This window comes from Usitatibacter palustris (assembly GCF_013003985.1).
In the GTDB taxonomy this organism is placed as follows: domain Bacteria; phylum Pseudomonadota; class Gammaproteobacteria; order Burkholderiales; family Usitatibacteraceae; genus Usitatibacter; species Usitatibacter palustris.
The window spans coordinates 1207850-1225210 of sequence record NZ_CP053073.1 but is presented as its reverse complement, the minus strand read 5'-3'; the positions used below and the strand labels follow the sequence as shown (position 1 = coordinate 1225210).

The window sequence follows — 17361 nt, the reverse complement described above, 5'->3', positions numbered from 1 at the left end:
CCGCTAGTCCCGGGGAAGTTCCGCGAGGACCGTGCTCGTGGCCTTCACGATGTCGCCAATGGCAACTTTGGGTACCGATCCGGGAGGCAAATACACATCCACGCGCGATCCGAAGCGGATGAAGCCGTAGCGCTGACCCGCCGCCAGGCGATCGCCCCTCTTCACGTAGCAGAGAATCCGACGCGCGATCAGCCCCGCCACCTGCACGCTGGTGACGTCCCGGCCGCTGGCGGTGCGAATGTGGACCGCATTGCGCTCGTTGTCCGTTGACGCCTTGTCGAGGTCGGCGTTGACGAACGTGCCGGGCGAATACCACACGTCCTCCACGCTGCCGTCGACGGGCGAGCGGTTCGAATGGACATTGAACACGTTCATGAAGACGCTGATCTTCACCGAATCGCGTTTCAGGTACGTGTCCTGCGCGGGGCCGACCTGGACGATGCGTCCGTCGGCCGGCGAGAGCACGAGGCCTTCGCCCTGCGGGACTTCGCGCGGCGGGTCGCGGAAGAACTGCAGCACGAACAGGGCGATGATCCAGAACGGGAGCGACACCCAGCCGCCAAACCACGTCACCCCGGCGGCGACGGCCACGGCGATCGCGAGGAAGGGCCAGCCTTCCTTCGCGATGATCGGATGCGGGTAGTGGGCCATCAGTTGCGGGTCTGGTCGACGAGCTTGTTCTTCTTGATCCACGGCATCATGGCGCGCAGCTTCTCGCCGACCTTCTCGATCTCGTGCTCGGCCAGCAGCCGGCGCTTGGCGTTGAGCGTCGGCGCGCCGGCGCGGTTCTCGAGGATGAAGTCGCGCGCGTATTCGCCCGACTGGATGCGCGCGAGGCACTCCTGCATCGCCTTCTTCGACTCCGGCCCGATCACCTTGGGCCCGGTCTCGTACTCGCCGAACTCCGCGTTGTTGGAGATCGAGTAGTTCATGTTCGCAATGCCGCCCTCGTAGATGAGGTCGACGATCAGCTTGGTCTCGTGCAGGCACTCGAAGTAGGCCATCTCCGGCGCGTAACCGGCTTCGGTCAGCGTCTCGTAACCCATCTTGATGAGTTCGACGATGCCCCCGCACAGCACGGTCTGCTCGCCGAACAGGTCGGTCTCGGTCTCCTCGCGGAAATTGGTCTCGATCACGCCGCCGCGCGTGCCGCCGATCGCGCAGGCGTACGAAAGGGCCAGCGCCTTCGCCTTGCCGGTCGCGTCCTGGTGGACCGCGATCAGCGCAGGCACGCCGCCGCCTTGCGTGTAGGTGCTGCGCACGAGGTGGCCCGGGCCCTTGGGCGCAATCATGATCACGTCCACGTCGGGACGCGGATCGATCTGCTTGAAATGGATGTTGAAGCCGTGCGCGAACGCGAGCGCCGCGCCCTTCTTGAGGTTGGGCTCGATCGATTCCTTGTAGACGGAGGCGTGGTTCTCATCGGGGAGCAGGATCATCACGAGATCCGCGCCCTTCACCGCCTCGCCAACTTCCTTCACGGCGAGACCCTTCGCCTTCTTGACCTTGTCCCAGGAGGCACCGCCCTTGCGCAGGCCCACGGTGACCTTCACGCCGGATTCCTGCAGGTTCTGCGCGTGGGCATGGCCCTGCGAGCCGTAGCCGATGATGGTGACCTTCTTGCCCTTCACGAGGGAGAGGTCGGCGTCCTTGTCGTAGTAGACCTTCATGTTCGTTTCCCGTATCTGATTTGCGGTAGAGGGTTCAGGCCTTCAGGACCCACTCGCCGCGGCCGATGCCCGAGACGCCCGTGCGGACGGTCTCGAGGATCGCGCTGCGATCGAGCGCTTCGAGGAAGGCGTCGAGCTTCTCGGTGGGGCCCGTGAGCTCGATCGTGTACGACTTGTCGGTGACGTCGATGATGCGCCCGCGGAAGATATCCGCGGTGCGTTTCATCTCTTCGCGATCCTTCCCGCCGGCGCGCACCTTCACGAGCATCAATTCGCGCTCGATGTGCTTGCCTTCGGAGAGATCGACCACCTTGACCACGTCCACGAGCTTGTTGAGCTGCTTGGTGATCTGCTCGACGACGTCATCGGAACCGGTGGTCACGATGGTCATGCGAGACATCGTGGCGTCCTCGGTAGGAGCCACGGTCAGCGTTTCGATGTTGTAGCCGCGGGCGGAGAAGAGGCCCGCCACGCGCGAGAGCGCGCCGGCTTCGTTTTCGACGAGGATGGAGAGGATGTGGCGCATGCCTTGAAGTCCCGCGCGGACGCGGGAATGGAAAGATCGGTCGGGTTACAGATCCTCGGCGAGGATCATTTCCGAGATGCCCTTGCCGCCGGGCACCATCGGGAAGACGTTTTCGGTCTGGTCGGTGATGATGTCGAGGAAGACGAGCCGGTCCTTCAGCTTGAACGCCTCGCGCAGCGCACCCTCGACATCGCCGGGCTTGTCGATGCGCATGCCGACGTGGCCATAGGCATCCGCGAGCTTCTCGAAGTCGGGCAGCGCGTCGATATACGACTCTGCATAGCGGTTGCCGTGGAAGAACTCCTGCCATTGCCGGACCATGCCCATGTAGCGGTTGTTCAGGTTCACGATCTTCACCGGCAGGTGGTACTGCTTGCAGGTCGATAGCTCCTGGATGCACATCTGGATGGACGCCTCGCCCGTCACGCACGCGACATCCATGTCGGGGAACGCGAGTTTCGCGCCCATCGCGTAGGGCAGGCCGACGCCCATCGTGCCCAGGCCACCCGAGTTGATCCAGCGGCGGGGCTTGTCGAACTTGTAGAACTGCGCCGCCCACATCTGGTGCTGGCCGACGTCCGAAGTGATGATCGCGTTGCCGCCCGTGACCTCGTAGAGCTTCTCGACCACGAACTGCGGCTTGATGAGCTTCGAAGCGCGGTCGTACTTGAGGCAATCCTTCGCGCGCCACGTCGCGATCTGCGCCCACCAGGCGGCGAGCGCCGCCGGATCCGGTCGATCCTTCGTGCCCTTGATCAGCGCGAGCAGGTCGTGCAGCACGTCGCGCACATGGCCGACGATGGGCACGTCGACCTTCACGCGCTTCGAGATCGACGAGGGATCCACGTCGATGTGGATGATCTTCCGCGTGGGGTTGCCCGCGGCGAAGTGCGCGGGATTGCCGATCACGCGGTCATCGAATCGCGCGCCGACGGCGAGCAGCACGTCGCAACCCTGCATCGCCATGTTCGCTTCGACCGTGCCGTGCATGCCGAGCATGCCGACCGACTGCTTGTCCGTGGCCGGATACGCGCCCAGGCCCATCAGCGTGTTGGTCACCGGGAAGTTCAGCAGGCGCACGAGCTCCGTGACTTCCGCCGATGCTTCGCCCAGCACCGCGCCGCCGCCGACGTAGACCATCGGCCGCTCCGCGGCCAGCAGCAGCTGGAACGCCTTCTTGATCTGCCCCGCATGCCCCTTCACCACGGGGTTGTACGAGCGCATATGCACGTGCTCGGGGTAGTGGAAGCGCGTCGTGTGCTGCGAGACGTCCTTCGGGATGTCGACCAGCACCGGACCGGGACGGCCGGTGGTAGCGATGTGGAAGGCCTTCTTGATCGTGCTCGCGAGGTCGTTCACGTCCTTCACGAGGAAGTTGTGCTTCACGCAGGGCCGCGTGATCCCCACCGTGTCGCACTCCTGGAACGCGTCCTCCCCGATGGCGCGCGTGGGCACCTGCCCCGTGAGCACCACCATCGGGATCGAATCCATGTAGGCGGTGGCGATTCCGGTGACCGCGTTCGTGACGCCGGGACCGCTCGTGACGAGCGCCACGCCGCACCGGCCGGTCGCTCGCGCATAGCCGTCGGCCGCATGCAGCGCGCCCTGTTCATGCCGTACGAGAATGTGGCGAACCTTCGTCTGCTTCGCGAACGCGTCGTAGATGTACAGCACCGCACCGCCCGGGTACCCGAATACGTACTCGACACCCTCCGCCTCGAGGCAGCGCATGACCACTTCGGCGCCCGTCAAGGTTTCGCCGGTTTCGGTGATTGCAGGCGGTTTGAGTTCCATAAGGCCTTGTAATTCGAGAGTTTTCACGAATCGCGGTGGATCGGAGAGGGTAGCCGCTCGCCCCCCTTTGGTCAAGTTGGAAACCACCCCGGAATCGCCTGTGACGGCAGCCGGCACGCGGGTCGCGTTTGCTACCATGCGACGCAAACCGGAGACCGTCACTGGCCACGCAAAAGGAGTTGAGTGATTTCCTCGCCCAAGTCGAAAGGCGCGCTTTCAAGCAGAGCGTCTTCGCCGTGCATGACGAGGCCACGGCACTCGACATCGTGCAGGACGCGATGCTGCGGCTCGTCGAGAAGTACTCCGACAAGCCCGCGGCGGAGTTGCCGCTGCTCTTCCAGCGGATCCTGCAGAACGCGATCCGCGATCACTTTCGCCGCGGCAAGGTGCGCTCGACATGGACGACACTGCTGTCGAACCTCGGGCTCGGCGGCGAGGACGGCGATGGCGACCCGCTTGAGATCATGGAGGTCGAGGACCTCGCCAATGTCCCGGCCTCCCCGGCCAAGCAGTTCGAACAGGCCGAAGTCATGGGGATCATCGAAGCGGCGGTTCAGGAACTCCCGGCACGTCAACGCGAGGCGTTTCTGCTGCGTTACTGGGAGGAACTCGATGTCAGCGAGACCGCCAAGGCGATGGGTTGCTCGGAAGGCAGTGTGAAAACCCACTGTTCCCGAGCGACGCACGCATTGGCCAAAGTCCTGCGATCGAAAGGCATAACTCTATGAATGAAAAAGACTTTGCAACCAAGCTGCGGCCCTGGCTCGATCGTTCCGCGGGCGAAGTAGGCGAGCTCCAGGCCACCCGCCTGAGGGCCGCCCGCCTCAAGGCGATGGATGCGTACCGCGAGCCGGTAAGTATCCTGGGAGTGGTCACGGTCGGCGCCGGCCTGGCCGAAAACATCCGCTACACGCTGGTGCAACGCGCCCTCCTGGTGCTTCCGATCATCGCCCTGGTCGCCACGCTGGCGTTCCAATCGGCCTCCACGGACACCGACGATTTCGGCGAGCTCGACGCGCAACTCCTCTCCCAGGAGCTGCCGCCCGACGCTTTCCTCGACACGGACTTCCGGACGTGGCTGGGAAAGACCTCGGGCTGATCGACGCCATGCTCCGGAACGCGCTTCGCCTCGCCATTGCGGCCCTGCTGTTGCCGGCCGCCTTTGCCTTGGCCGCCGCCGATCGGGACCTCACGACGCCAACCACGCCGTGGTCGAATCTCAACCCGGCGGACCGGCAGGTCCTCGCGCCGCTCGCGGGCGAGTGGGATCGCATGCCCGGCTACCAGCAGCAGCGCCTGCTCTCCGCCGCGAAGCAGTACCCCAAGATGCAGCCCATCCAGCGCGAACGTTTCCAGGAGCGCATCCACGACTGGGCCGCGATGAGCCCGGATCAGCGCAAGGCCGCGCGCGAAACCTTCCAGGGCATGAAGAAGCTGCCTCCGGAAAAACAGCACGAGCTCAAGGAACGCTGGCTCAAGAAGCGCGAAGCCCAGCAAGCTCCCGGCGGACAGCAAGCTCCCGGCGGACAGCAGGCTCCAGGCCGCCAGCAGGCTCCCGGCGGCAAGCCGCAGTGAGCGATGCAAGCGGGCTGCGCGCGCCGACGTTTCACCGGCGCCTCGCGAGCGGCCTCTACGAACTGTTGATCCTCGTGGCGGTGGTCCTCATCGCCACGTTCCCGTTCCTCGCGATCGTCGGTGGTGACGCGACCTTCGGATGGCGCCGTCACTTTCTGCAGTTGTGGGTGCTAGGCGTCGTGGGCGGGTACCTCGTCGGGTTCTGGACCCACGGGGGGCAGACACTCGCGATGAAAACATGGCGCATTCGCCTGGTGCGGGAAGACGGCGGCCAGGTCAGCACGGGCCGCGCAATCCACCGCTACCTGCTCGCGCTGCTCGGCCTTGCGGCCGCGGGCCTGGGATTCCTCTGGGCATTCTTCGATCGCGACCGCCAGTTCCTGCACGACCGCCTTGCCGGCACGGCACTCGTCGCGGCCTAGCGTTTCTCCGCGCGGAGCAACCCTCCGCCAGCCACTGCCACGAAGATCGCGAGCGGCAACCCGGCCGAGAGGATCGCGGGCCAGTCGTTGAGCACGCCCACGTGCGAGAACAGCCGCCCCGCGAAGTGGAATACGAGGCCGAGCAGGATGCCGAGGACCACACGCGCGCCGACGCCGCCGGCTCGCGTGGACCCCAGCGCAAAGGGAATCGCGAGGACCATCATCACGATGGCCGCCACCGGATAGAGCAGCTTGTTCCAGAGCGCAATCTCGTAGCGCGTGGTCTTCTGCCGGTTGTCGCGCAGGTGCTCGATGTACGCGCGCAGGTTCAGCGCGGACATCTTCTCGGGAACGATCTTCAGGACGGAAAGGATGTCGGGCGACAGCACCGAGGTCCACATCATTTTCGGCAGCCGCTCGAGCACCGCGTTGTCGCCCACGAAGCGCGTGAGCTCCACGTTGGTGAGCGCCCATTTGTTCTGCCCGGCGTAGGTTCCCGACTCGGCGCGGCTGATGGCCGAGAGCCGGTGCGCGCGATCGAACTCGTAGATCCGAAGGTTGAGCAGGGTCGTGTCGGGCGTCACGTCCTGGATGTTCACGAAGCTGCGGTCGTCCTTCACCCAGAAGCCGGAGCGGAATTCGCGCGCGACGATCGAGCGCGTGGCCTTGAGGCGCAATCCCTTGGCCGCCTCCTCCGTGAAGGGCGCGACGAACTCCCCGGCGACGACTGTCACGACTGCCAGCACGAGTCCGGCCCCCGCCACGTGCAACGCCAGTTGGGAGAGCGACAGGCCGGATGCCCGCATCACCGTGAGTTCCGAGTGCTCGGCCATCCGCGCGAGCGCGAAGAGCGTCCCGATCAGGCCCGCGGCGGGCAGGATCACGTAGGCGTGCGACGGAAGGGAAAGCGCGACGTACCCGAGCATCGCGTTCAGCCGGTAGTTGCCCCGGCCCAGGTCGTCGAGCTCGCGGATAAGATCGAAGAACGCGAACAGCGTGAGCAACGCCGCGAGCACCAGGGCGGTGGTGAGGAGAATCTCGCGGGCGAAGTAGCGGAAGAGCAAGGTGCCGGGATTTTACCCCGCGCTGGTAGAGTCTCCCGATGGCCAAGAAGGTTTTGATCGCCGACGACGAGCCGAGCATCGTGGCCTCGCTCGAGTTCCTCATGGCCCGCAGCGGCTATGAGGTGCGGATCGCGCGCGATGGCGAGGAAGCGCTCGCCCTCGTGGCGTCCTTCCTTCCCGACCTGGTCCTGCTCGACGTGATGATGCCCCGGCGCAGCGGCTACGAGGTGTGCCAGCGCATGCGCGAACGGCCGGAGTGGCGCGACATCAAGATCGTCGTGCTGTCGGCCAAGGGGCGCGAGGCGGAGGTTGGCAAAGGCCTGGCCGCCGGCGCCGACGCCTACGTGATCAAGCCCTTTTCCAACCGGGAACTGGTCGAAAAGGTCGGGGAACTGCTGGCCGCCTAAGAACCCCTGTATCTAGGTATCATGGGCTCAGTCTTCCCAGGAGGAGACATGAATCCAGAACAGATTTTCCGCAAGAGCCCCAAGGGCCGCGAGGAAATCGAGAAGCGCACGCTCCGGCTGGAATCCCGCCGGCGCTCCCTGCTTATTCTCGTCGACGGCCAGTTGACGGCTGCCGAAATCGCGAGCAAGGCCCCCCACCTCGAGAACCCCATGGGCATGTTCCAGGCCCTGCTCTCTGAGGGCTTCATCGAGCACGCCGACGGCAGCCTGCCTTCCACGGCGCCCGAACCCGCCGCCGTAAGTGCCAGCCGAACCCGCAGCCTCGAGGAGCTCAAGCGCGCGGCTTCGCGCGAAATCGAGCGGCTGCTGGGCCCGGGCGGCGACGCCATCGCCATGAAGATCGAGCAATGCGAGACCCTCGAGCAGTTCACTTCCGAAGCCCACAAGGCTCGCGATGCGCTGGCCAACTTTCTGGGTGCCCGCCAGGCCGAAGCCTTCTGGAAGGCCATCGGATCCTGACCTCTCCCCCTTGGGGTTTACCCTAATAGCCGCGTTTCGCTGGGCGGGAATATCATCGCGGAGCCGACTCGATACGGCCCTGAGTTGTCGAATGCAACTACAAGGAGGAGGAGTACTTCATGGAACTTACCGAACAGCATCGGGAGTATTGGCGTAAGAACCTGGTGATCACGTCAATCCTGCTGGCCATCTGGTTCGTCGTCACTTTCGTCGAAGCATGGTTTGCGCGGGAGCTGAACAGCATTACTTTCCTCAGCTTTCCGCTCGGCTTCTACATGTCCGCCCAAGGCTCGCTGGCGATCTACGTGATCCTCATCGGCGTCTATGCCTGGTACATGAATCGACTGGACATCCAGTACGGCGTGGATGAAGGAGAAGACGTATGAACCAGGCCGCTTTCAGCCACAAGGCATTCTTCTCGCAACTCAAGAAGTACTACGCGTTCTACACGGTCGGCTTTCTCACCTTCCTGGTGGCCCTCGCGATCGCCGAGCAGATGGGCATGTCGCGCCGCTGGATAGGCTACTGGTTCCTGTTCGCCACGATCGCGCTGTATGCGGGCATCGGGATCATGAGCCGCACGGTGGACGCAGCCGAGTACTACGTCGCGGGACGACGCGTGCCAGCCTTCTTCAACGGCATGGCCACCGGCGCGGACTGGATGAGCGCCGCCTCCTTCATCGGGATGGCGGGTACGCTTTACCTGTCCGGCTTCGACGGCCTCGCGTTCGTGATGGGATGGACGGGCGGATACGTGCTGGTCGCGCTGTTCCTCGCGCCTTACCTGCGAAAGTTCGGCCAGTTCACGATTCCCGACTTTCTCGGCGAACGCTACGGCGGGAACATCGTCCGCTCGATCGGCATCTTCGCGGCGATCCTGTGCTCGTTCACCTATGTGGTGGCGCAGATCTACGGTGTCGGCCTGATCACGAGCCGGTTCACCGGCCTCGAGTTCGGCGTCGGCGTGTTCGTGGGTCTCGGCGGCATCCTGGTGTGCTCGTTCCTCGGCGGCATGCGCGCGGTCACGTGGACCCAGGTGGCGCAGTACATCATCCTGATCATCGCGTACATGACGCCCGTGGTCTGGTTGTCAATGAAGTACACCGGCAACCCGATCCCGCAGCTCGCATACGGCCAGGTGCTCCAGAAGGTCACGGAGCGTGAGAAGCAGCTCACCACGGATCCCAAGGAACTCGAGGTGCGCGGGATCTTCAAGGCGCGCTCTGACGCGGCCGATGCGAAGCTGAAGGGCCTGCCCGCTTCCTACGACACCGAGAAGGCCGCGGTGGCGAAAAAGCTGGAAGACCTCAAGACGGCGTCGGCCCCGGGTGGCGAGATCGCGGCAGCCGAAAAGGCCGTCGCGGACTTCCCGAAGGACGCGGTTGCTGCGAAGGCTGCGTGGACCAAGGAGAAGGGCCTCTCGGCCCGCGCCGGTCCGCCCAAGCCGCACGCAACGCCGTACCCGGGCAAGGATGAAAAAGCGCAGAGCATCGCGCGGCTGAACTTCATCGGCATCGTGTTCTGCATGATGTTCGGCACCGCAGCGCTTCCCCACATCCTGATGCGCTACTACACGACGCCCAGCGTTCGCCAGGCGCGCCAATCGGTGACGTGGTCGCTGTTCTTCATCTTCCTGCTTTACTTCACCGCACCGGCGCTCGCCGTGCTAGCCAAGTACGACGTCTACCACTTCCTGGTAGGCAGCAACTTTGCGAGCCTGCCAAACTGGGCGGCGAACTGGGCGAAGGTCGATCCATCCCTGCTGTCGATCACGGACATCAACAAGGACGGCATCGTGCAACTCGCGGAGATCGTGCTGGGCGGCGACATCATCGTGCTCGCCACGCCGGAAATCGCGGGCCTGCCGTATGTCGTGTCCGGCCTGGTGGCCGCGGGTGGCCTGGCTGCGGCGCTGTCGACCGCGGACGGACTGCTGCTCACGATCGCCAACGCCCTGTCGCATGACCTCTACTACAAGATGATCGACCCCTCCGCCACGACGGCTCGCCGCGTGACGGTCTCGAAGATCCTCCTGCTGGTGGTGGCCCTTGTGGCGGCGTACGTGACCTCGCTCAAGCCTGGAGACATTCTGTTCCTGGTCGGTGCCGCGTTCTCGCTCGCTGCGTCCGCGTTCTTCCCGGCCCTCGTGTTGGGGGTGTTCTGGAAGCGCGCGAACAAGTGGGGTGCGATCGTCGGCATGTTGGCGGGATTGGGGATTTGCATGTACTACATGGTGCGCACCTACCCGTTCTTCGGCGGCGTGGCGGCAAACCAGTGGTTCGACCTCGCGCCGATCTCGGCGGGCATGCTCGGCATGCCGGTGGGCCTGCTCACGATCGTCGTGGTCAGCCTGATCACGCCGGCGCCCGGCCCGAAGGTCCAGGAGCTGGTCGAGCACGTGCGCTACCCGCACCTGAAGGGCGACATCGATACCCAGGGGACCTGATCCCCCGGCAGCAAGCGAAAGCAACAAAGGACAAGGCCCGCGAAAGCGGGCCTTGTTCACGTCAGGACAGCAAATTTCACGAGGACCCGGGAAAACATGGCATCGCATCGCCTCACGGATATCTCGCGCCGCGTCCTGGCACTCGGCGCGGCATCCGCCGCACTCGTCGTCGCACCCGGCTGCTCTGATTCGGGTTACCCTCGCGGCCAGTTCACCGGATACGTGATGGACAAGACTGAAGATGAAGTCGCAGACAAGGCTGGGAAACCCGACTCGACCGAGAAGGTCGGCGCGGAGCGCTTGAAATGGGTCTACAGGAAGAAGACGTTCAACCCGGACAACCAGAACAAGCCGGACGTGGAAACGGTCCTCACGTTCAAGAGGGACGCAGACACCGGCAAGATGAAGGTCGAGTCGATCGATTTCCTGTGATCCGCCGCTCGTCGCGCGCTGCCCCGCATAGACCATGAACTTCGAATCCAGGCGCCACTACTGGCGCGGCCGCTTCTTCCTGCTCGTGAACCGTCCTGCCCGCGCCCTCGAAGGGTTCGAGGCGGCGCTCGCGTCGGATCCCTCGAACGTGAAGGCCGCCAACAGCCTGGGCTTCGCCTACGGCCTGCTCGGCAAGGACGCGCTCGCGCTGCAGAGCTTCCGCAGGGCGCTGGCGATCGCGGACAACGCCGTGACCTGGTTCGACATCGGATTCATCCACGAGCGCATGCAGCAATACCCGCAGGCGATCGAGGCGTTCGAGAAGGCCGTCGCCCTCAGCCCGAAGATCGACCGCGCGTGGTACGGGCTGGGGATGGCGCACGCTCACCTTGGCCAGCACGTCAAGGCGGCCGCCGCGCTCGAGAACGCCGCGGAGCTGCAACCGATGAACCCGCACGCGTGGTACGCGCTGGGAATGGCCTATTACGTCCTCGGCGAATCCGACAAGCTTGCCGCGGCGCGGGCGCACCTGGACCGCTTCGATCCGAAAATGGCGCTGCGGCTGGGCAAGGAAACCGGGACGGAAAGCTGACGATGCTGCTCACCGTGATCATCCTGAAGGGACTCGTGGAACTGCTGGCGCTCACCCACGTCGCGCAGGCGATCCTCTTCATCTTCGCGGGCGCCACGCGCGACCGGAACGTCGTCTACAAGATCTTCGTGACCGTGAACCGCCCGATCTGGAAAGCCACGCGCTTCATCACGCCGCGCTTCATCGTCGACGCGCACGTGGGCTTCGTGAGCTTCTTCCTGCTGTCGGTGTTCTGGGCCGCCCTGGTCGTGGCGAAGGTGTACCTGGTCCTGCAGGCTACCGCCCCCGCTCGCTGAGGGCTTTCCACTCCAGCGTCGCCTGCACGAGCTCGGCCACCGAGCCGACTTCGAGCTTCTCCATGATGTGCGCGCGGTGCGCCTCGACCGTCTTGATGCTGATGTCGAGGCCCTCGGCGATCACGCGGTTGAGCTGGCCGGCCACGACCCGCTCGAGCACTTCGTGCTCCCGTTGCGTGAGCTGCGCGATCCGCGCCGCCACCACATGGCGGCGTTGCCGGTCAGTACTGGCCTTGGCATCGCGCTTCAGGCATTCGCGGATGAGCGCGACGATGCGCTTGTAGTCGAATGGCTTCTCGACAAAGTCGATGGCGCCGCTCTTCACGGCTTCGACGGCCCGCGGCACGTCCGCGCGCCCCGAGAGGAAAATGATCGGCAGGTCGACGCCGCGTTCCTTGAGGGTTCGCTGGATATCGAGCCCCGTCATGCCCGGCATGTGCAGGTCCAGCACGAGGCACCCCGAGCTTGTGGGCCCGACGGCCGCGAGAAAGGCCCGGGGATCGCCGTGGGTCCGGCAGGGGATGGCTTCCTTGCGCATCAGCCAGGCCATGAGCTCGCGCGTCGACTCGTCGTCGTCGACCACGTGCACGACTTGCTCGGTCACGGTCGCATTCATACGCTAGGCCCCGACCCGAACATGCCCGACGGCCCGATCGCCGCGGGAAGCGTGAAGGAGAACGCCGAGCCGCGACCGGGCTCGCTCTCGACCCAGAGACGCCCGCCGAAGTGGTCAACGATCTGGCGGCAGATCGCGAGACCCAGGCCCGTTCCCGCGGGCTTCTCGGTCAACGTATCGCCCACCTGCCGGAACTTCTCGAACAGGAAGGCCTGGTGCGAACGATCGATGCCGATGCCGTTGTCCTGGACGACGACGCGAACGTCACCGGCCGCCTCGGACACATCGATCTGAACCTGGCCCGTGCCTTCCGGGCAGAACTTCACCGCATTCGACAGCAAGTTCAGCATCACCTGCATGAGGCGGTCGCGATCGGCAAGGACTTGCGGGACATAGGACGAGATGTTGGTCCGCAGCTCGACGCCGCGGCTCTTGAAAAGCAGGCTGGTCGAGCTTACGGCGTCGTTCACGATTTCGCGAACGTCGAGCTCGGCCGTGCGCCACTCGGCGAGACCCGATTCGAGCTTCGCGAGGTCGAGCACCTGGTTGATGAGGCGCGTGAGGCGCTCCGATTCCTTGATGATGAGACCGAGGAAGCGATGGCGCTCCTCGGGATCGATGTCGGGGTAGTCGTGCAGGATCTCCGAGAACGCGCGGATCGAGGTGAGCGGCGTGCGCAGCTCGTGCGTCACCGTCGTGATGAAGTCGTCCTTCAGGCGATCGAGCTCCTGCAGCCGCTCGTTGGCGGCCTTCAGGCTCGTGGTGGCGGATTCGAGGGCCTGCTGCTTTTCCTCGAGCTGGTGGCTGTAGGCGATCACCTGCGAGGCCTCGTCGATGATGGTCATCACCTCGTCGATGCCCAGCGGCTCTTCCTGCGCAACGGTCGCGACCATCGTGTGCGCCGAGGCCGCGCCGATCGTGCCGGCGAGCTGGATCTCGGCAAAGTGCACGAGCTGCGCATCCGCATCGAGTTCCTCGACCGACTTGTGGCCGCGCTCGTTGGCGTAGGCGAGGAAGAGCTCGGCGGCGCGCGACGGGCCGAGGAAGCGGCCCAGCAACGTCTGCAGCGCCGAAGCGGAGGTCGTCCCGCGCCAGACGCGCCCGCGCTCGCCCGTCTGCGAGAACACATCGACGAACAGCGTGGCCTGGCTGTGCTCGGCCGCACTCTGGCGACCCAGCAGCGAGACGAGCATGTAGGCGCCGACGTTGGCGACCATGCTCCAGATCATCGCGTGGGTAATCTGGTCGAGGCCCGTGAGCCCGAAGAGCGCCGACGGACGCAGCAGGTCGATCCCGAAGGGTCCTTCCAGGAACGCATCGCCCAGCCAGCCCGACTTCGCGAACGCGGGCAGCAGCAGCGTGTAGAGCCACACGAGGAATCCGGCCGTGAGGCCTGCGAGCGCGCCGATGCGCGTGCCACCCTTCCAGTAGAGGCCGCCGATGATCGCGGGGGCGAACTGCGCCACCGCCGCGAACGAGATCAGGCCGATCGAAACGAGCGCGTACGCCTCGCCCGCGATCCGGAAGTAGAAGTAGCCCAGCAGGAGGATGGCGACGATCGCCGCGCGCCGGATGTCGAGCAGGATCGACGAGATGTCGTGCCGCGACGCGAGCCTGAGCCACTTCCAGCGAAGCAGGATCGGCATCACGAGGTCGTTGCAGACCATCGTCGAGAGGGCGATGGTCTCCACGATCACCATGCCCGTGGCCGCGGAGAGGCCGCCGATGAACACCAGCAGTGCCAGGCCCTCGCGCTGGAACGCCATGGGCAAAGTGAGCACGAAAGTGTCGGCGTCGACGTTGCCTTCGGGAAATGCGAGGCGTCCACCGAAAGCGATCGGCAGCACGAAGAGGTTGATCGCGATCATGTAGAGCGGAAAGAGCCACACCGCCTTGCGCAGGTGCTTCTCGTCGACGTTCTCGATCACCGCGACCTGGAACTGGCGCGGCAGGAAGACGATCGCGAGCATCGACAGGAGCGTGAGCCACACCCAGCTCGCGAACGTGACGCCGTCCTCGCCAAAGGGCGTCATCAGCTGCGCGAGCTCCGGCTGCTGCGCGGCGCGGCCGAAGATGTCGCCCACACCGTCGTACATGCCGAATGTGACGAACACACCGACCGCGGTGAATGCGACCAGCTTCACGATGGACTCGAACGCGATGGCCGCGACCATGCCCTCGTGGCGCTCGCTCACATCCAGCTGCCGCGTTCCGAAGGCGATCGTGAAGAGCGCCATGAAGAGCGCGACGTAGAAGGCGGTGTCCTGCATGATCGTGGCCGCGTCCACCTTCTGCGGCATGACGATATCGGGGTACTGGAGCAGGATCTGGAAGCTCGATGACACGGCTTTGAGCTGCAGCGAGATGTACGGGAGGATCCCGATCACCGCGATCACCGTCACCAGCCCGCCCACCAGCGCGCTCTTGCCGTAGCGCGACGCCACGAAGTCCGCGAGCGAGGTGATGCGGTTGATCTTGCTGATGCGGATCATCTTGCGCACCACGAACCACCACAGCAGGATCATCAGCGTGGGGCCGATGTAGATCGGCAGGAACCCCACGCCATCGCTCGCGGCGCGGCCCACACTTCCGTAGAACGTCCACGCCGTCGCGTACACCGCGAGCGACAGGCTGTAGATCACGGGATTGGCGATGATCGAGCGGCCGGCCTCGGCGCGCTTGTCCGCGTAATAGGCGATCGCGAACAGCAGCCCGATATAGCCGAACGAGGCGACGACGATGACCCAGCCCTGGAGCATGCGGCGCGCCTAGTCCGAGCGTTCCACGATCGCCCACACGAGGGCCACGAGCAGCACCCAGGCGACGAACAGGTAGGCGTAGATCACGGGCACGCCGAGCAGCGTGCCGCGCACGTTGAAGAGCGTGAGGAACGGGAAGTTGAACAGCAGGCAGCCGAACAGGAACAGCGCGACGAGCCGCGCTCCCTTGCGGCTGGCCTTGGGCATCACGTCCGCACCCTCCTCAGAGGTTCTGCTTGAGCTGCTCCAGGATCGCCGGGTTCTCCAGCGTCGAGACGTCCTGGGTGATCGACTCGCCCTTGGCGATCGAGCGCAGCAGCCGCCGCATGATCTTGCCCGAGCGGGTCTTGGGAAGGTTGTCGCCGAAGCGGATGTCCTTGGGTTTCGCGATCGCGCCGATCTCCTTCGTGACCCACTCGCGCAATTCCTTCGCGATCTTCAGCGCTTCGTCGCCCGTGGGACGCGCGCCCTTCAGGACCACGAACGCGCAGACCGCTTCGCCCGTGAGGTCGTCCGGACGGCCCACGACGGCCGCTTCCGCGACGAGCTTCGAGTTGGCGACCAGCGCCGATTCGATCTCCATCGTGCCCAGGCGATGCCCGGAGACGTTCAGCACGTCGTCGATGCGGCCCATGATGCGGTAGTAGCCGTCCTCGTCGGTGCTCGCCCCATCACCCGCAAGGTAGTACTTGCCCTTGAAGTCCTCGGGGTAGTAGCTCTTCTTGAAGCGCTCGGGATCCCCCCAGATCGTGCGGATCATCGAGGGCCAGGGACGCTTGATCACGAGGATCCCGCCCTTGCCGCGGCCCACCGAGTTGCCGGTCTCGTCGACGATGTCGGTGACGATGCCCGGCAGCGGCATCGTGCAGGAACCAGGCTTGAGCGGCGTCGCGCCGGGCAGCGGCGTGATGAGGTGGCCGCCGGTCTCGGTCTGCCACCACGTGTCCACGATGGGGCACTTCGAATTTCCGACCGTCGTGTAGTACCACATCCACGCTTCCGGATTGATCGGCTCGCCAACGCTGCCCAGGATGCGAAGGCTCGACAGGTCGTACTTCTTGGGAAGGTCGGGGCCGGCCTTGATCAGCGAGCGGATCGCGGTGGGGGCCGTGTAGAACACGTTCACCTTGTGGTCCTGGATCATTTTCCAGAAACGACCCGCGTCCGGATACGTCGGCACGCCCTCGAAGACCACCTGCGTCGTGCCCACGGCGGTGGGCCCGTAGCAAACGTACGTGTGGCCGGTGACCCAGCCGACGTCTGCCGTGCACCAGAAGACGTCGTTGGGCTTGGTGTCGAACACCCACCTCATCGTGAGCATCGCCCACAGCAGGTAGCCGCCGGTCGAGTGCTGCACGCCCTTGGGCTTGCCGGTGGAGCCGGAGGTGTAGAGGATGAACAGCGGATGCTCGGCATCGACCCAGGTGGGCTCGCAATCGAGCGGCTGGTCCTTCACGGCGTCGTGCCACCAGGTGTCGCGGCCCCGCTGCATGGCGACCTGCGAGCCCGTGCGCTGGTAGACGATCACGTTGGTCACGCCATCGCAACCGCCGAGCGCAAAGGCTTCGTCGATCACCGGCTTGAGCGCGATTTCCTTGCCGCCGCGAAACTGTCCGTCGGCGGTGATGATGGCGATCGCGCCGGCGTCGATGACGCGCTCCTGCACGCTCTTCGCGGAGAAGCCGCCGAACACCACGGAGTGGGTCGCGCCGATGCGCGCGCAGGCTTGCATCGCGCAAACCGCCTCGATCGACATCGGCATGTAGATGAGGACGCGGTCGCCCTTCTTGACGCCCATCCCCTTCAGGGCGTTGGCGAGCTGGCAGACGCGGTGGTAGAGGTCCTTGTAGGTCGCCTTCGTGATCTTGCCGTCGTCAGCCTCGAAGAGGATGGCGACCTTGTCGGGCTGCGTCTTCAGGTGCCGGTCGAGGCAGTTGTACGAGGCGTTGAGCTCGCCGTCGTGGAACCAGCGGAAGAACGGCGCGTTGGACTCGTCGAGCGTCTTCGTGAAGGGCTTGTGCCAGAGCAGCGTCTCGCGCGCGAGCTTCGCCCAGAACCCCTCGAAATCGCGTTCGGCCTCCTTGCACATGGCCTCGTAGGCGGCCATTCCGGAAATGTTGGCCTGCTTCACCATGGTTTCCGACGGTGGAAAGACGCGCGTTTCCGACAGCACCGACTCGATGGTGGACATTGTTTTTTTCTCCTCGGGATTTGAAACGTTCTTTGACTGTTTTCTAGCATAT

General features: G+C 64.9%; 20 protein-coding genes. 11 read left to right on the top strand and 9 right to left on the bottom strand.

The genetic code is table 11. The annotated features are described in order from the left end of the window. Positions 1 to 3: 3 nt before the first annotated feature. The 4 genes from DSM104440_RS06305 to DSM104440_RS06290 are packed head-to-tail and all read right to left on the bottom strand — an operon-like array spanning position 4 to position 3990. Positions 4 to 651 carry a phosphatidylserine decarboxylase gene (locus DSM104440_RS06305; RefSeq protein ID WP_171161193.1) on the bottom strand — a complete coding sequence of 216 codons (648 nt, stop codon included), beginning with the start codon at positions 649 to 651 and terminating at the stop codon, positions 4 to 6. Further along, positions 651 to 1670 carry a ketol-acid reductoisomerase gene (gene ilvC, locus DSM104440_RS06300; protein ID WP_171161192.1) on the bottom strand — a complete coding sequence of 340 codons (1020 nt, stop codon included), beginning with the start codon at positions 1668 to 1670 and terminating at the stop codon, positions 651 to 653. Before ilvC ends, DSM104440_RS06305 begins: the two co-directional genes overlap by 1 nt. A 34-nt stretch (positions 1671 to 1704) precedes the next feature. Further along, a complete protein-coding gene (gene ilvN / locus DSM104440_RS06295) occupies positions 1705 to 2196 on the bottom strand; it encodes an acetolactate synthase small subunit (protein WP_171161191.1) in 492 nt (163 codons plus the stop codon). Between the two features lie 45 nt (positions 2197 to 2241). Beyond that, positions 2242 to 3990: an acetolactate synthase 3 catalytic subunit gene (locus DSM104440_RS06290; protein WP_171161190.1), complete on the bottom strand. Its 1749-nt coding sequence runs from the start codon at positions 3988 to 3990 to the stop codon at positions 2242 to 2244. Between the two features lie 161 nt (positions 3991 to 4151). On the opposite strand from DSM104440_RS06290, the gene DSM104440_RS06285 reads away from it, so the two are divergent. From DSM104440_RS06285 to DSM104440_RS06270, 4 genes are read left to right on the top strand one after another with little or no spacing between them, the layout of a single operon-like run. Then, complete coding sequence (locus tag DSM104440_RS06285; RefSeq protein ID WP_171165744.1) at positions 4152 to 4718, top strand: RNA polymerase sigma factor; 567 nt, start codon at positions 4152 to 4154, stop codon at positions 4716 to 4718. After that, complete coding sequence (locus tag DSM104440_RS06280; RefSeq protein ID WP_171161189.1) at positions 4715 to 5089, top strand: DUF3619 family protein; 375 nt, start codon at positions 4715 to 4717, stop codon at positions 5087 to 5089. The genes DSM104440_RS06285 and DSM104440_RS06280 overlap by 4 nt, the downstream gene beginning before the upstream one ends. Positions 5090 to 5097: 8 nt before the next feature. Then, positions 5098 to 5565, top strand: a complete 468-nt coding sequence (locus tag DSM104440_RS06275; protein ID WP_212758238.1) for a DUF3106 domain-containing protein — start codon at positions 5098 to 5100, stop codon at positions 5563 to 5565. Beyond that, the gene (locus tag DSM104440_RS06270) at positions 5562 to 5987 is read left to right on the top strand and encodes an RDD family protein (protein ID WP_246212103.1); all 426 of its coding nucleotides are present in this window, start codon (positions 5562 to 5564) and stop codon (positions 5985 to 5987) included. The genes DSM104440_RS06275 and DSM104440_RS06270 overlap by 4 nt, the downstream gene beginning before the upstream one ends. Here the strand turns inward: DSM104440_RS06270 and lptG are convergent. Then, positions 5984 to 7051 carry an LPS export ABC transporter permease LptG gene (lptG, locus tag DSM104440_RS06265; protein ID WP_171161187.1) on the bottom strand — a complete coding sequence of 356 codons (1068 nt, stop codon included), beginning with the start codon at positions 7049 to 7051 and terminating at the stop codon, positions 5984 to 5986. The genes DSM104440_RS06270 and lptG overlap by 4 nt on opposite strands. Positions 7052 to 7089: 38 nt before the next feature. On the opposite strand from lptG, the gene DSM104440_RS06260 reads away from it, so the two are divergent. From DSM104440_RS06260 to DSM104440_RS06230, 7 genes are all read left to right on the top strand, one after another. After that, positions 7090 to 7458 carry a response regulator transcription factor gene (locus DSM104440_RS06260; protein ID WP_171161186.1) on the top strand — a complete coding sequence of 123 codons (369 nt, stop codon included), beginning with the start codon at positions 7090 to 7092 and terminating at the stop codon, positions 7456 to 7458. 48 nt (positions 7459 to 7506) lie between these two features. Next, on the top strand, positions 7507 to 7977 hold the full coding sequence (locus DSM104440_RS06255) for a hypothetical protein (protein WP_171161185.1): 471 nt from the start codon (positions 7507 to 7509) through the stop codon (positions 7975 to 7977). A 119-nt stretch (positions 7978 to 8096) separates the two neighbouring features. Then, on the top strand, positions 8097 to 8363 hold the full coding sequence (locus DSM104440_RS06250; RefSeq protein ID WP_171161184.1) for a DUF4212 domain-containing protein: 267 nt from the start codon (positions 8097 to 8099) through the stop codon (positions 8361 to 8363). Next, positions 8360 to 10423, top strand: coding sequence for a sodium:solute symporter family protein (locus tag DSM104440_RS06245; protein WP_171161183.1), 2064 nt, complete (start codon positions 8360 to 8362; stop codon positions 10421 to 10423). Before DSM104440_RS06250 ends, DSM104440_RS06245 begins: the two co-directional genes overlap by 4 nt. Before the next feature lie 96 nt (positions 10424 to 10519). Next, the gene (locus DSM104440_RS06240; RefSeq protein ID WP_171161182.1) at positions 10520 to 10855 is read left to right on the top strand and encodes a hypothetical protein; all 336 of its coding nucleotides are present in this window, start codon (positions 10520 to 10522) and stop codon (positions 10853 to 10855) included. Between the two features lie 34 nt (positions 10856 to 10889). Continuing rightward, the gene (locus DSM104440_RS06235) at positions 10890 to 11447 is read left to right on the top strand and encodes a tetratricopeptide repeat protein (RefSeq protein ID WP_171161181.1); all 558 of its coding nucleotides are present in this window, start codon (positions 10890 to 10892) and stop codon (positions 11445 to 11447) included. Positions 11448 to 11449: 2 nt separating this feature from the next. After that, entirely contained in the window at positions 11450 to 11743 is a 294-nt protein-coding gene (locus DSM104440_RS06230) for a hypothetical protein (RefSeq protein WP_171161180.1), read from the top strand. On the opposite strand, the gene DSM104440_RS06225 is transcribed toward DSM104440_RS06230, so the two are convergent. The 4 genes from DSM104440_RS06225 to acs are packed head-to-tail and all read right to left on the bottom strand — an operon-like array spanning position 11724 to position 17309. After that, positions 11724 to 12347 (bottom strand): response regulator transcription factor, encoded by a 624-nt coding sequence (locus DSM104440_RS06225; RefSeq protein WP_212758237.1) that lies wholly within the window; start codon positions 12345 to 12347, stop codon positions 11724 to 11726. The genes DSM104440_RS06230 and DSM104440_RS06225 overlap by 20 nt on opposite strands. Positions 12348 to 12355: 8 nt before the next feature. After that, positions 12356 to 15118: a sensor histidine kinase gene (locus tag DSM104440_RS06220; protein WP_171161178.1), complete on the bottom strand. Its 2763-nt coding sequence runs from the start codon at positions 15116 to 15118 to the stop codon at positions 12356 to 12358. A gap of 9 nt (positions 15119 to 15127) precedes the next feature. Next, a complete protein-coding gene (locus DSM104440_RS06215; RefSeq protein ID WP_212758236.1) occupies positions 15128 to 15328 on the bottom strand; it encodes a hypothetical protein in 201 nt (66 codons plus the stop codon). Between the two features lie 13 nt (positions 15329 to 15341). Next, complete coding sequence (acs, locus tag DSM104440_RS06210; RefSeq protein WP_171161177.1) at positions 15342 to 17309, bottom strand: acetate--CoA ligase; 1968 nt, start codon at positions 17307 to 17309, stop codon at positions 15342 to 15344. Positions 17310 to 17361 lie beyond the last annotated feature (52 nt).